The following is a 13,305-nucleotide window of genomic DNA, read 5'->3' on the forward strand; positions in this document are numbered from 1 at the left end:
AGAAAATTCTTATTTATATTTAGGAACTTCATAAGTTAAATTACTTGATGAGTCATATAATTTTGCCACTGTGTTCATTATGCCTGAAATCCCGTTTGCCCAGTTTACATCAGTAGCATATTGATGCCATGTATAATCATAATTCCACTTCATTTTGTATATAGTATTTTGGTTATACTTTGAACTATTTATGTAGTTTTGAGATATCCACTTAGCTGAACCATCAATAGTCGCTTCAATACTTGTCCATCCATTAGAGTATGCTGCTTCTGCTCCTGACACGTTTGCACTAGCATCTATAGCTCCTATACCAAAGAAGTTATAAACCTTTACAGGTTCTGGAAGTGGTTGCCCTTTAAATGATGTAAGAGTTTGACCTTGTGCTAAAGTTGATCTACCATAAGCAGTTTCCCACATAGCATGAGATACAAGATAAGATAAATCTATATTATATTTTCTAGCTGCATTTATAAATGCTTGACCTTGATTATAAAATACGTTTGTTCCTGATGAAGCAGGTGATAAACTATTTAAATAACCATTTAATGCTGATACTGATATACCTTCACTATACTTATCAATTCTTAAGAATTGCATCATACCTTTTGAGCTGCCAGTAAAGTTTGCAGGATTTAAGAAGTACTCTAAATCACTAACATCAGCTGGTATAAATCCTCTTGTTTGCGCTGCCATAGCTAATACTTCACCACTTCTTGGCTTACTAGAATCTATTACATTCCCTCCAACACTAACTCTTTCTAACTGCTTATTAACATGACTAGATAATGTATAGCTTAATGGGTTGTAATTAACGCCTGCGTTTCCTGTTCCTTCATCTGGATTTGTACCAGGTGTTTCTGGTTCTGTTGGTTTTTCACTTATATTTGATAAGTATGAACTTGCCACATATGACTGACCATTATTGTATTTAATCTTTGACCATCCATTGCTATCAGATATTACATCTACTTGATCGCCTTTGTTTAACTTACCTACAATAGAATGATTAGTACCTGCTCCACTTCTTACATTTAAACCATTTGTGTTTACTTCTTTTTTAACAGTAGCAACATCTGGATTTTCTGGTTTTGGTTGTTCTGGCTTTGGTTGTTCTGGTTCTGTTGGTTTTTCACTTATATTTGATAAATACCTACTTGCTACATATGCAGTCCCGTTGTTGTATTTGATTTTAGACCATCCATTACTATCAGATATTACATCTACCTGTTTTCCTTTGTTTAACGTTCCTACGATAGAATGATTAGTACCTGCTCCACTTCTTACATTTAAACCATTTGTGTTTACTTCTTTTTTAACAGTAGCAACATCTGGATTTTCTGGCTTTGGTGTTTCCGGTTTTGGTTGCTCTGGTTTTGGTTGTTCTGTTACTTTTGACAGATATGTACTTGAAACATACGCCTGACCTGAATTGTATTTAATCTTAGACCATCCATTACTTTCTGATATTACTTCTACAGTTTGATTTTTTTTCAATTTACCTACTATTGAATTGCTTGTGCTTGGTCCACTTCTTACGTTTAAAGTGTCTGTATTTACTTTTTTATTTGTAGTATTTTGATTATTATCAGATTTGATGTTTTCTAAATACTGGCTTGATGCATATCCAATTCTTCCATCATGTTTAATTTTTGTCCATCCATTGCTTTCTGATATTACTTCTACTACTTGACCTTGCTTTAATACAGTAATTACTCTGTAGCTTGTACCTGCTCCACTTCTCATGTTTAATGCGCTTACAGATACCTTTTTTTGATTTGTTGAAGTTTGTTGGTCACTAGTGCTATTCACTGAAATATATGTACCAGAAGCCCATCCTTCTTTTCCAGAGCTTAGCTTTACTTTGTACCATCCATTTGACGAACTTAAGATAGTAACTTTTTCATTTTTCTTTGCTGAAGCAATAACGCTATAGCTGGTAGATGGTCCACTTCTTATATTTAATGAAGTTGTTGTAACTACACCTGTTTGTCCTGTAGCGTTTGCAGTTGCTACACCTAGCGGAATCATGGCTAGTGTTGCTAATGCTATTTTCTTTTTCATAAGTATTCGCCCCTTTCGTTCTAATTATCTACACTTATTATAATTATACGACAGGTTATATTAATAGTAAATATTACCAGTGGTTATATTTTGTATATTTTGAAAATTAATTGTTGGTTGATCTTGGGGATTTATATTTATATTAAAAGATTCATAATGCAAATATTTAACATAAAAATACCTAATATAAATTTAGGCTTTGTTAGACTTATCAAGAGTAAATTTTTATAAATATTAAAAAAACTTAATAATTGAAAAAGATAAAATAGCAACTAAATAATATATATATCTGATATCATATAAATATGATATATTCAATTTTAAGGGGGGATATTTTGAAGAAAATAAAATTTATTATACCTTTTAATTATAATATTGCCCGTATTATACCTTATTACTACAACCAAACCAAATCCAGAGCCTAAGTATGATAGTACAAAATCTAAACATGATAATTTAGAAAGTGCATTTTTAGACTATGCTGAGATTTTATACAGTGATGAAACTCTAACCACTGACGATATAGTAAAAGATTTAACTGGACTTGACTCATATGAGACCGTTTCCTCTAGCGTACAATCTTTAGATTTTGAATATGAGGATAAAGTACTTGATATATCTTTTGTTGAAAATTCTATTCATGACCTGAGATTAGAAACAAATATTGATAATCTAGATAAATCAATACAATTATCTGAGACTTATAGTGCTAGTGCTTATGTCACATCCAGTTCTATAAATACACATAAAAAACTACTAAACTCCATAGATTCTTCTTTTGATATTGAATTTATAGAAATTAATAAGGAAACTATTGATTCTTATCTTTTATTATTAGAAATATTAGAAACCGATGGATATCTTACACTTGATAGTTGTAGAAATGTACTTGGTTTAAAACTGGATACGATTGATGATACAGTAGATTTGACAGGTGATTACAAGTTTGGATACTGGAAAATTTATAAAGAAAAAGAATATACTATTACTACTTATGAGGATGTTGTTATAGATATGTATCTTCAACTTAATGCTATTAAAACAGGTGTTGAACATTCTATTTTAATAGGTACAACTAATGATTTTATATTTAGTGATGAAAATCAAGTTAATACTTTTATTACTAAGCCAGACATTAATGAGCTTTTAGATTCTTCTTATAGTATTAATACACATATATTTCTATCACCTGACTATAATGAGGTTCATGAAGTTCCTAAAGAAAAGTTTTATAAGTTATATGATTTAGTAGCTTCCTTAAGATAGTTATCATCAAGTAATAAATACCTTCTTTGGTTATTGTCCAATTTTAACTTCCTGCACTTTCATCTTTAGTTCACCTTCTTTTTGCTTAGTTTGTGCTTATCTATCACATATTATATTTAATTAAATAATTGTGTGATAATATATAAGGAATGACATATATTATTGAAATATAGTCATTCCTTAGTGTTATTTAAAATATTTACCGTATGGTTTGAAATGTTTCAGTTCTTCGATTACTTCATCTAAAGGGTTTTCACTTTTTTTAATATCATCACCAACAAATTTAGATAAGCAATTAAATATAAATTCTCCTATTCCATCCATTATAAAACTATCTAAAGTCTCTCCATCTATACTTTCTAATACAATAATTATCAGTTTTCCTGTACTTATTTGATACTCGTAAGATGAACACTTTATGTCCTCAGAGTTTTTATCAAAATGCTCTATAGTTATTTGTATTTCTGATTTTTCATTCTCACTTAATAATGATTGAATAAAATTAGAATCACTTATTTTGTATATTATTGAGTTGTCATTTAACTCTAAAGTAGAAATATTTTCGCTTAATTTTAAAAATTCTTCTTTCGTAATTTCTTGTGCTTTAAATTCATCTACTAAACATTTTGAAATGCTTTTTATTTCACATTTATTCTCTATACCCATTATTAATACCCCTTTGTATTTAATATATATTTATATAATAATATTATATCATTTCAATATATCTATTACGCTATAATAATCTAATGTCTTTTATAACCAGTTCCACTCTTTCTATCTTTTGATTTTTTATAAACTTTTATGAAGTTATATCCAAAACTAAAAAAACTACCCTTTATTAATAATATTCCTAGCCTGAACCTCACTAATCCCATACTTCATAGATATATCCCTATAACTTCCCCTAAACGCTTCCTTAATTCTTCTATTTCTAATAGGCTTAACAAGATTACTCTCATTGGGTATATACAAATTACTTCCGCCAGCTAACTTTACCAAATCTTTAAAAGCATCAATACCTATCACATCAACAATGTCCTTCACACTATCAGGCAAATCCCCTTTAGTCAAATACTCCAACATACAAATCACCCCACTTAATGAATTATCTATATATTCTATATCTCACATCAAACATCCTACCTTAAATAATAAAATACTTCTATATCCAAGTTAACTAAACTCATAGTACCCTCTAATAAATAATAATAAAACTTAAGGAGGAATAACTATGAAATGGTACTTAGACTATGGCCATGGAGGAAAAGACTTTATCTCAAATATAGAAGTTGAAAACAACTTAAAATGTAGTAAGTATATAAAAGAAATCTCAGACACCATATCTACTACCTTACTTACTTTTTTGAATAAATAATGATAGTAATAAAAATCTGTTAGCCATAATTTTTAAGATAGGCTATATTGACTAACCTTTTGATTAATATAATAAAAATCCCCGTATAGTATATAAGAAAACTTATAATTATTTACGGGGATTTATGAACTAGTTTGTAAAATATTTATATTGCTCTTTTTCTAATCTTGTTTTGATACCACCATCTTTGTAATTACCCATAATATCAAAGTAACTACTGCAGAAATAACTCCAATTTTCACTGAATAAGCCATAGCACAAACACCTGCTATTAAGCAAATAAGCCAGCTTATAGGGCTATATCTAAATTCTGAATATTTCATAGCGTGACGTTTCTCGTATACATATACCCCTAATCCAAATAGTATTAATACTACTCCTATTACAGTTCTTATAATTTCAACTGTATCCATAATATCCCCCCTTACCCCTATATTTACTTCCTTACTTAGATAGTATCATAAGTATTTCAAATGTCTACAAATAGTTCATCATTTATAAATTTATATGTTAACATTGGCATTTAAAACACTAATGTCCTTAATATAAAATTTTAATAAAAAACTTTAGTATATGGCTTAAAACAAAAATCCTATACTTATATCAAGAAAATAAGATAACTACTTTCTTAATAACAAAGGAGGAAATCTATATGGTAGTTACAGCAATTAACAGTCCATCTAGCCTAAATTTAAAGTTTAGCTTTGGAATGGTTGATAGAAAGGAAAAAAGAAAAATTAAGTCTTATTCTTATTTAAAGCATGATGCAATAGCTCAAGATGTATATGATGTAGCAGTAAGATTAGCTTCACTTCAAGATCATATCCTTATGGATATATGCAAAGTAGATAATACATCTATAGCTCAATAATGTATTTTTAATATTAAGAAAGGGGGATTTATAAATGGAAACTACTAAAATATTATTAATGACCTTTGCTAATGAAGATGGAAAGAAAGTATCTTTATCAATAGATGATCCTAGAGAAGATTTAACTGAGGAAGAGATAAAAGCTACTATGGACTTAGTTGTGTCTAATAATCTATTTGCTCCAAATGGTTATGATTTAGTTTCGTCTGTTGAAGCTAAGGTTGTTGTTACAGATACTACTCCTTATGATTTAGTCATAGGATAGTTGTTAATTAAAATATTATAAAACTAATAAAGACTATGCTTTTGAATTTGTATTTTTGAGCATAGTCTTTTTAGTTAAATTGCTTTGAAAGGTTGTGTTTATGATGAATTCTTAAATTCAAAATCTGATAGCTTCTGTAGGCTTTCCTATTGCCCTTAGCATGTATTTGCTTATAAGGATTAAATGTAAGCTGCAGACTTTATCTGATAGTATTAATGAATTATCTAAAAATATAATAAGTATGAAATAATAGTGTTATATGGTCCTTATACTGTAAATTTAAAAGAGGGTATCTCTGTTTTTGAGATGCCCCTTCTTAGTTCGTAGTATGTTAATATTGTTCATCAAAACTTCCCTACAAATTGGAATTTTAAAATTTTATCTCAATCCTCCTACTTATTTTAAAAAATAGTAGCGAGCACATTCTCATACTCACTACTTAAATCTAATTTTTTAAAATCGATACCTCAGTTTGAAACATTCCCTTTATAACCTTCATATCCGTTAATTATCCTCACTACCGTTTCTAGTTATTGGTAAATTTTTCACCTTTTTATTTAATAATAAAAATCCAAATAGAAGTACTATACTACCACTTGAAACAGACAAAATTTGATATACCATAGGACTGATTATATCTTTTAAGTATAAAATATTTTCTATTGTTCCTATAACAAAAGTAATTACACTCCCCATTATAAGCATATTTGTTCCAACACGCTGTGCATAGTCCCAATGTTCTTCAGATTTTAGTGCACTACTTAATAATATTCCAGAATTTAAAGGGTTTTTGCCCGTTGGTGGATATTTAGGCTTTATTATTTTAAAAATAATACCCAATATTAAGTATATTACTGGATATATATATATTAATAATATATCTGAATCAACCATATTAATTTATTTCACCTCCTACCTCTTAGTTCGTAATATATAACAATTGTTTTCTAATAAATGTTTCATAATCACTAGCTCTTCCTTGCCCTAAAGGCCCACTCACATGAACATCTATATTATACTTACTTGCACATTCAACTATTGATAGTTTATCCTGTTTGTATTTTTGATTTTTATTTTCAACACATAATCTATCCTCAATATTTATAGTGCATATTCTATTGACTCTCTAAAAAGTCTTGAATTTTCATCACTAAAGTCTCCCATAAAAGTACCTAACCCTAACTTTGAATATATATATCTGTCATTTAATACAATAATTCCTAACTTAATTGTATCAGAACTTACTCTTTAAAAGATATACTCTAAAACAGATTTTATATACATTAGATTTTGGCTCTGCTAGATATTTTCGTGACAAATGGTAAATAAAAAAGGCTATAAAAACTGAAATACATCAATTTCTAGCCTTTTTATATTTTAAAATAATAATTTATAGTATGTTAGCAATGTTATTATTACTATTTTTGATTAACTATGTACACTTTAAATATAAATTCATCAATCTCATTAAAATCTACCATTAATTCGTATTGACCATCTTTTTCTACTGCATCTACTAATATAGCGCCATCTACTGGTGCTGAAGTTTGGTTAAATAGGTAATCTTCATTTGAATTATCTTTTAACATTACTGTAATAGGATAGTCAGTCTCTGTTTCAATCCTTAGCGATTGTCCTTCTTTTAAATTTATATTAACAGCTTTCTTAGACATATTATCTTTACTACCCATAGTTACATCACCCATAAAACTCGCACTATTTTTATCTGAATTAGCTGGTTCTTTTGCACTATATGACCATTTTACTATCTCTAAATCTTCGTCATTTACTTGAGCATAATCATTTAAATCAATATCTTTTATAGTTTCGCCATTATCTTTGTTACATCCTGTTAAACCAAATACTAATGTAACAATTGATAGTGTTAAAATTAATTCTTTCTTCATTTTACTCCCCCTTACATTGCTACCTAAACAAATACGCAATATATAACAATTGAAAATTTTATTATATTATACATTACATTGAATTATTTTCCAATTACAGAATGGCTTAATTAAACTAAATAGTAATAGTTTACGTTAAGTATACTCTACTTCTACATCATTTTTTAATATAATTTTTGCAAATCTATATAAAGATATTTTATGTTCTTCAATTAAGTCTACAAATTCTGCTTTACTAATCTCTGGTATATTTATATTTATATTTATTATTTTTCTACTCATATTTGTTATATTCACTCCAATCCCTAACACCTAATCACCTCCTACATATATAAGACTCTTTTGTTATCCAATAAGTTCTCAAATTTTATTTTACAATAAAAATCCATCCTACAGACTCTGTGGATGGATTTCTCTTTTAAATTCTATACTATTTTCTTTTTTTAGCTTTTTTAAATATGTTTATAATTGATTAATCAATGTATCTATATTATCATATGATTCTTGTGTTATACTCCAAATATCACTGTAAGGTTTTTCAATATAATATTTGTCTTTTAGCTTATACACATAATATCTTTCGCCTACGTTACCCCCATCCGTAGAATATAAAAATTCTAATTCTATATAATTTTCTATATTTGCAGGTGTTTCATTAACAGATTCTTTACTTGTTTTTTTAGAGTCGGATTTAATACTATCAAAAATATTTTTAATTTCTTCATTATCAGTAATTGTAATACTAATATTTTTTTTACTATGTTCTGATAAAACAATGCTTTCTAAATCACTTTCATTTGGCAAAGTAATTTTAAATTCGTCACACCCAACAAAACTTAAACCCAACCCAAGTACAATTATTAAAGTACTTAATTTTTTACTTAGATTCATCCTTCAATCTCCCTAAATTTATATTTATCCCGTATAATATCAAACTTATTGTAATTTCATATTATACAACAATTGCAAACTTAGATTCTGATATACATAATATTTAATTATTTTTTATACATCTTCCGTAATACTCTATATTATATATTAATCTTTCTACGCTTATTTCTAATTCTATCATATCTCTTCTCTCTGATACTTACTCAAACCCTAATTTTTCATGTAATTTTAATGATCCATTTATCTTTTTGGACAATAACCTTTTTAGCTAGTTATGTTCCTAGTAATAAAGTATGCCTAGTATAATTTTTTTATAATAACTTAGACCTTCAAAAGTTCCTATGAAGCATTTTCCATGAAAAACACAAGTTGGATAATTATAATAAATCTATTTATTTCTACTTTTTTTGTATTTTCTATAAAAAAGGAAAACTATCTTTTTAATATGCTATGTTAGATTCATAAAGAGTAAATTTAAATAAACGTTAAAAAAACTTAATCTTAACATATTATATATGTGTATTATTTATAAATTAAAAAATCCATTAGATGAAAAAACTAATGGATTTTTGGGTTCGTAATATATCAATATTGTCTATAAATTAGAATTTATCATCTTAGAAATTCTATCTAAATATTCTGTTCAATAAATCATCTATTTAGTTTCTTGAACAAGAACCTAAATAGATGATTATGTTTATATTAATAAAAAAAATATATCTCGAATGTTTAAATTAACATATGTTTTATTTAATTGTTTTTATTCTAACTCTATTCTAAATCCACAGTTTTTACAGTATTTAGAACCACTACTAAAGCTTAAATCCCTCAGAAGAATTATAGAATCACAATTACTACATCTTATATATTTAATATTAACAAACCAGACTAAAATAATTAGGATTACTGTAGGAAACAATAATACATTAATGAATGTAGATATAGCAACTCCAATTATAGATAGTACTACTAATATATAAGCTAATATTACTTTTCTTTTATCAATTATACACATCTCATCCAAGACACACACCTCCATTAATTTTAATATTTGATACATAATATGAAATAATTCACCACTTATATTAAGTATATCACCACCTAAATATATTTATCACGATTCACTTCCTATAATTAATAAACTCAAAAGACTATGCTTCGAAATTATCTTTTCTGGCATAGTCTTTTTTTAACTTATTTTTATTTGATTCATTTGAGTTCTACCTTAATTCTATTTCATATATTCAGTGAAACTTACAGATTTATAACCATCCTCATATCCGATATAGTCTAGATAAGCCCCTACTATCTTATTATTTTTAATTAATAACCCTAAATAAATATTCCCATCATCAATTTTAGATTTTTCTTCTAGTTCGAAACTTACATATTTAGTTTCTTCATTAGATTCTAATTCTTTTAATGAATAGCCTCCTTGAACACAAGCGTCTTTCATTAATTCATATGCACCAGAATCTCCATTCATTGATTCATTATAAGTATCTGATTTTATAGAGTAACCTTGTTTAGTTGCTATTTGTTTAGCTTCCTTAGTGATATCATCAATTGATAATTCTTTAACTTCTTTTTGACATCCAACCATAATTATTGATAATAATAAAATATAACAAAATACTTTAATATATTTCTTCATTTTTTCTTCCCCTTAAATTACATAATATTTCATTAATCACACTATATGTCTATTATGTATATACGCATATATCATACATTTTTCTATCATTCGTATTTTATTAAAATCATTCATTACTTAACTTTATCTAACCTATCAAAATATATTGAAATCTCGCCACAATTAGGACAAACACTAGCCTTTACCTTCCCCTTTGTATCTGAAAAAACTCCACTTCCTTTTCCCAACACTACTGATGCGTAAGCTGTGAAATTTTCAGTCTTTAACATATAATCTTCAACCATAACTTCATCACATCTTAAACATTTTCTCATGCTATATCCTCCCTTAAAGTATTTATAATATATACATATTTGTTAATTTGATTATATCAGAAAATCTAATCTAATGTATGTCCATTAAAATAGATGTTTTTATAAACACTTAAAATAAATTCTTATCCCTTCAACCTATAATTCAACCTCTTACCCCTAACCTCAACCACACACGTATCACTGCTCACCATAACAGGCAAATTTTTAAAATACCTATGATTTATCAAAAGTCTTTTTCCTAAACTCACTACTAATACCACTGCGCTCTAAATTATCCTCAACCTATCTCAAGCGCACGTAAGATTTTAGAAGAGCGAAAATTCAATTTCGTCACTATATCACTAGAATATGCTAATGAATTACCTAATGGGTACTATTATAAAGAAGGTATATCTCGTAATGTACTTATATAGAATGGGCTTAGTTAACATGAAGCAAGGGGTGTGTATACACACGAACTCATGCACTCTCAATTGCATCCAGAAATAAATACACTACAACTTGACCTTTATGATCCTGTATTCGTAAAAAAAAATCGAGCTAGAAGCAGATGCTGCCACTTCCGAATTTTTATTAGATGATAATATCTTTAAGAAATATATTAACAAATCAATTTATGAAATAGCTTGTATAGAACATGTTCCCGTTGAACTTGTAAAGCTAAAGCTTAAAAACCTTGATAAATCATATTTATACGATTTTTATAATTATAACTAGGTGTTAGGTTTTTAGATATAGAAATTAGAGTTGAAACCTCTTTTTATATCCATCATCAATTTTTTGATGTTTATCAATGGTATTAAAAAAATTAAAAATGCTTATATTTAATATATTACATGTGCGTAGTATATTAAATATAAGCATTATTTTTTAGGTGTATTAGGACTTATAACTACTTTTTTCTAGAATCTAATAACACTTATTTCAAACTTATAGAGTCCTTATCAATTTCACTATATAAAGAATATCCACTAATTAATACCCCAAATCCACCCACTAAAGAAATTACTAATCCACCAGTTCTATAACTTGTTGTACTATCTTCAATAATACGATCATATTCATTAGTGTTCATCACTCCACCATTTTCTGTAATAGCCTTAGTCCCTTTACTCTGCCCAATATCTGATGATGAAAATATTAATATAAGCCCAATTACAAATACAATTCCTGTAACTATTAAAGAATTTGTAGCAATTTTCTTTTTCATATGCCCCCCTTAAATCATTAATTCATACTATATAACATTTGAGGATAATTTGTTTTTTACTATACAGAATTTAAACAGGAGTAAATAATATGTCTTTATAAATTACTAATAACTTTTTCTAAATCCTGTAACTATTCTAAATTTATTACTTTTATAGAACTCATCTGCACTTTCAGTTGATAATAAATCAAACCTTGCTCTAGGGTATAAATCATGACATACTTCTAATAATGCTTTACCTATGCCTTTCCCACGATAGTTAATATCAACTATAATTTCAGCTATATACGTGGTTATTTTTCCGTCACTTAACGCTCTAACTAATCCAACTACCTTGTTACCATCAAGAGCAACAAGTGTTATAGTTGAATTTTTCCACGCTTCCAAAGCGTCATGATCTCTATTTATAAAAGTCATCCATCCTTCTTTTTCATATAAGTTTTTAATTAAGGGAAAATCTGTTTCTATGAACTGTCTAATTAAAATTCCTTCTGACAACTTTACTTGTAAATCTAAATACTCACTTGTAGAAATCTCATTCATACAAAACACCCTCTTTCCTACTAAGATACCTTTATTAACTTAATGGCACAATTCAAATTTATAACGATGTAATTATTTAGAACTTATTTATAAAGTATATTCTCTATCATATAGTTACTAAATTTTAATAATATTTCTCTATCAAAAATTTCATCTATATCTGATTTATAATTATTCAATGCTTTAGATATCAATTCTATATATTCTTTGGGAAGATTTGATATTCCCCATAACCCGCCTTGTTCTTTTGATAAAATTAAAATATCATTTTTATATGCTATCACACGACATAAATTCAAAATAGTATAAACAGTATTCTCAATAACATCTTCTTTTGCATTTTCTACATCTGCTTTAATACTCTCTAAATAATAAGTGTTAGGAATATCCCCAAACACTTCAATTATTTGTTTTCCTACAAGAGTATACCCAACCTTTTTTATAACTGTAAAATGGGCGGCTAAATCCTTATCTGTTCCATTCATTGATTTACAATATTCTCTTAATCGTTCTTCACAATGTTTTAAGTGAATAATTGAATAGTGTAATTCAAATGGAGTTGGATAGATGAAATTTTTACAAAACCTTGATAAAACCACACTCATTTCAAATCCTTTTGCGGGTGCTTCTAATAATAAAGCTAACAAAGTTTTTATTAGCATCTCTTTCTCTTCTAGAGTAGGTGCATTATTTACAACAACTATAAAATCTATATCACTTTTATTAGGATTAAAACATCCAAATGCAAGAGAGCCATGGACGTATATTCCAACTAAGTTATCTCCTAAAATACTTTGATATTCCCTAGCAATTTTATTAAGTATTTCTTTACACATCATATTTATTACCTCTTCATATATCAAAAAAAAATCTTTTTTTATTCTTTTATACTCATTATGAAGGTATATCACAAATCCAAATCCAACAAACTAAGTTATTGGATTT

The 13,305-nt window shown here is 27.4% G+C and carries 19 protein-coding genes; 5 read left to right on the forward strand and 14 right to left on the reverse strand.

From position 1 onward, the window contains the following. Window positions 1-9: 9 nt before the first annotated feature. Window positions 10-2,061, reverse strand: coding sequence for an SH3 domain-containing protein (locus tag ACI48P_RS02230; protein ID WP_475213046.1), 2,052 nt, complete (start codon window positions 2,059-2,061; stop codon window positions 10-12). 375 nt (window positions 2,062-2,436) lie between these two features. Between ACI48P_RS02230 and ACI48P_RS02235 the strand changes: the two genes are divergently transcribed. Continuing rightward, the gene (locus ACI48P_RS02235; RefSeq protein ID WP_475213047.1) at window positions 2,437-3,327 is read left to right on the forward strand and encodes a hypothetical protein; all 891 of its coding nucleotides are present in this window, start codon (window positions 2,437-2,439) and stop codon (window positions 3,325-3,327) included. 186 nt (window positions 3,328-3,513) lie between these two features. On the opposite strand, the gene ACI48P_RS02240 is transcribed toward ACI48P_RS02235, so the two are convergent. Both ACI48P_RS02240 and ACI48P_RS02245 read right to left on the reverse strand, forming a co-directional pair. After that, window positions 3,514-3,993: a hypothetical protein gene (locus ACI48P_RS02240; protein ID WP_475213049.1), complete on the reverse strand. Its 480-nt coding sequence runs from the start codon at window positions 3,991-3,993 to the stop codon at window positions 3,514-3,516. A gap of 165 nt (window positions 3,994-4,158) precedes the next feature. Further along, a complete protein-coding gene (locus ACI48P_RS02245; RefSeq protein WP_475213051.1) occupies window positions 4,159-4,413 on the reverse strand; it encodes a Mor transcription activator family protein in 255 nt (84 codons plus the stop codon). Between the two features lie 148 nt (window positions 4,414-4,561). On the opposite strand from ACI48P_RS02245, the gene ACI48P_RS02250 reads away from it, so the two are divergent. Further along, a complete protein-coding gene (locus ACI48P_RS02250) occupies window positions 4,562-4,705 on the forward strand; it encodes a hypothetical protein (protein ID WP_475213053.1) in 144 nt (47 codons plus the stop codon). 161 nt (window positions 4,706-4,866) lie between these two features. On the opposite strand, the gene ACI48P_RS02255 is transcribed toward ACI48P_RS02250, so the two are convergent. Beyond that, window positions 4,867-5,118 carry a hypothetical protein gene (locus ACI48P_RS02255; RefSeq protein ID WP_475213055.1) on the reverse strand — a complete coding sequence of 84 codons (252 nt, stop codon included), beginning with the start codon at window positions 5,116-5,118 and terminating at the stop codon, window positions 4,867-4,869. Between the two features lie 239 nt (window positions 5,119-5,357). Here ACI48P_RS02255 and ACI48P_RS02260 point away from each other — a divergent pair, with 239 nt between their 5' ends. The 3 genes from ACI48P_RS02260 (at window position 5,358) to ACI48P_RS02270 (ending at window position 6,091) form a co-directional block, all read left to right on the forward strand. After that, window positions 5,358-5,576 carry a DUF1659 domain-containing protein gene (locus ACI48P_RS02260; protein ID WP_475213057.1) on the forward strand — a complete coding sequence of 73 codons (219 nt, stop codon included), beginning with the start codon at window positions 5,358-5,360 and terminating at the stop codon, window positions 5,574-5,576. Between the two features lie 34 nt (window positions 5,577-5,610). Continuing rightward, window positions 5,611-5,841, forward strand: coding sequence for a DUF2922 domain-containing protein (locus ACI48P_RS02265; protein ID WP_475213059.1), 231 nt, complete (start codon window positions 5,611-5,613; stop codon window positions 5,839-5,841). Between the two features lie 127 nt (window positions 5,842-5,968). Next, the gene (locus ACI48P_RS02270) at window positions 5,969-6,091 is read left to right on the forward strand and encodes a YvrJ family protein (RefSeq protein ID WP_475214123.1); all 123 of its coding nucleotides are present in this window, start codon (window positions 5,969-5,971) and stop codon (window positions 6,089-6,091) included. A 254-nt stretch (window positions 6,092-6,345) separates the two neighbouring features. Here ACI48P_RS02270 and ACI48P_RS02275 read toward each other — a convergent pair whose 3' ends face one another. The 10 genes from ACI48P_RS02275 to ACI48P_RS02320 form a co-directional block, all read right to left on the reverse strand. Continuing rightward, window positions 6,346-6,735 carry an SdpI family protein gene (locus tag ACI48P_RS02275; RefSeq protein WP_475213060.1) on the reverse strand — a complete coding sequence of 130 codons (390 nt, stop codon included), beginning with the start codon at window positions 6,733-6,735 and terminating at the stop codon, window positions 6,346-6,348. A gap of 524 nt (window positions 6,736-7,259) precedes the next feature. Then, entirely contained in the window at window positions 7,260-7,748 is a 489-nt protein-coding gene (locus ACI48P_RS02280) for a hypothetical protein (protein WP_475213062.1), read from the reverse strand. A 135-nt stretch (window positions 7,749-7,883) separates the two neighbouring features. Next, the gene (locus ACI48P_RS02285; RefSeq protein WP_475213064.1) at window positions 7,884-8,060 is read right to left on the reverse strand and encodes a hypothetical protein; all 177 of its coding nucleotides are present in this window, start codon (window positions 8,058-8,060) and stop codon (window positions 7,884-7,886) included. 150 nt (window positions 8,061-8,210) lie between these two features. After that, window positions 8,211-8,639: a DUF5301 domain-containing protein gene (locus ACI48P_RS02290; RefSeq protein WP_475213066.1), complete on the reverse strand. Its 429-nt coding sequence runs from the start codon at window positions 8,637-8,639 to the stop codon at window positions 8,211-8,213. A gap of 760 nt (window positions 8,640-9,399) precedes the next feature. After that, window positions 9,400-9,663: a hypothetical protein gene (locus tag ACI48P_RS02295; protein WP_475213068.1), complete on the reverse strand. Its 264-nt coding sequence runs from the start codon at window positions 9,661-9,663 to the stop codon at window positions 9,400-9,402. Between the two features lie 207 nt (window positions 9,664-9,870). After that, entirely contained in the window at window positions 9,871-10,293 is a 423-nt protein-coding gene (locus tag ACI48P_RS02300) for a hypothetical protein (RefSeq protein WP_475213070.1), read from the reverse strand. A 113-nt stretch (window positions 10,294-10,406) separates the two neighbouring features. Beyond that, the gene (locus ACI48P_RS02305) at window positions 10,407-10,607 is read right to left on the reverse strand and encodes a nucleic acid-binding protein (RefSeq protein WP_475213072.1); all 201 of its coding nucleotides are present in this window, start codon (window positions 10,605-10,607) and stop codon (window positions 10,407-10,409) included. A 919-nt stretch (window positions 10,608-11,526) separates the two neighbouring features. Further along, complete coding sequence (locus ACI48P_RS02310; protein ID WP_475213074.1) at window positions 11,527-11,817, reverse strand: hypothetical protein; 291 nt, start codon at window positions 11,815-11,817, stop codon at window positions 11,527-11,529. Window positions 11,818-11,922: 105 nt separating this feature from the next. Beyond that, the gene (locus tag ACI48P_RS02315; RefSeq protein WP_475213076.1) at window positions 11,923-12,360 is read right to left on the reverse strand and encodes a GNAT family N-acetyltransferase; all 438 of its coding nucleotides are present in this window, start codon (window positions 12,358-12,360) and stop codon (window positions 11,923-11,925) included. 83 nt (window positions 12,361-12,443) lie between these two features. Continuing rightward, a complete protein-coding gene (locus ACI48P_RS02320) occupies window positions 12,444-13,199 on the reverse strand; it encodes an aminoglycoside adenylyltransferase domain-containing protein (RefSeq protein WP_475213078.1) in 756 nt (251 codons plus the stop codon). Between the last annotated feature and the right edge of the window lie 106 nt (window positions 13,200-13,305).

It is taken from the genome of Romboutsia sp. LXY-2, assembly GCF_056171995.1.

What these genes read in the sequence shown, in the direction of transcription:
- ACI48P_RS02280 (WP_475213062.1), bottom strand. Translation starts at nt 7,748, where the DNA reads ATGAAGAAAGAATTAATTTTAACACTATCAATTGTTACATTAGTATTT.
- ACI48P_RS02230 (WP_475213046.1), bottom strand. Translation starts at nt 2,061, where the DNA reads ATGAAAAAGAAAATAGCATTAGCAACACTAGCCATGATTCCGCTAGGT.
- ACI48P_RS02255 (WP_475213055.1), bottom strand. Translation starts at nt 5,118, where the DNA reads ATGGATACAGTTGAAATTATAAGAACTGTAATAGGAGTAGTATTAATA.
- ACI48P_RS02290 (WP_475213066.1), bottom strand. Translation starts at nt 8,639, where the DNA reads ATGAATCTAAGTAAAAAATTAAGTACTTTAATAATTGTACTTGGGTTG.
- ACI48P_RS02240 (WP_475213049.1), bottom strand. Translation starts at nt 3,993, where the DNA reads ATGGGTATAGAGAATAAATGTGAAATAAAAAGCATTTCAAAATGTTTA.
- ACI48P_RS02250 (WP_475213053.1), top strand. Translation starts at nt 4,562, where the DNA reads ATGAAATGGTACTTAGACTATGGCCATGGAGGAAAAGACTTTATCTCA.
- ACI48P_RS02310 (WP_475213074.1), bottom strand. Translation starts at nt 11,817, where the DNA reads ATGAAAAAGAAAATTGCTACAAATTCTTTAATAGTTACAGGAATTGTA.
- ACI48P_RS02300 (WP_475213070.1), bottom strand. Translation starts at nt 10,293, where the DNA reads ATGAAGAAATATATTAAAGTATTTTGTTATATTTTATTATTATCAATA.
- ACI48P_RS02315 (WP_475213076.1), bottom strand. Translation starts at nt 12,360, where the DNA reads ATGAATGAGATTTCTACAAGTGAGTATTTAGATTTACAAGTAAAGTTG.
- ACI48P_RS02305 (WP_475213072.1), bottom strand. Translation starts at nt 10,607, where the DNA reads ATGAGAAAATGTTTAAGATGTGATGAAGTTATGGTTGAAGATTATATG.
- ACI48P_RS02260 (WP_475213057.1), top strand. Translation starts at nt 5,358, where the DNA reads ATGGTAGTTACAGCAATTAACAGTCCATCTAGCCTAAATTTAAAGTTT.
- ACI48P_RS02320 (WP_475213078.1), bottom strand. Translation starts at nt 13,199, where the DNA reads ATGATGTGTAAAGAAATACTTAATAAAATTGCTAGGGAATATCAAAGT.
- ACI48P_RS02245 (WP_475213051.1), bottom strand. Translation starts at nt 4,413, where the DNA reads ATGTTGGAGTATTTGACTAAAGGGGATTTGCCTGATAGTGTGAAGGAC.
- ACI48P_RS02275 (WP_475213060.1), bottom strand. Translation starts at nt 6,735, where the DNA reads ATGGTTGATTCAGATATATTATTAATATATATATATCCAGTAATATAC.
- ACI48P_RS02265 (WP_475213059.1), top strand. Translation starts at nt 5,611, where the DNA reads ATGGAAACTACTAAAATATTATTAATGACCTTTGCTAATGAAGATGGA.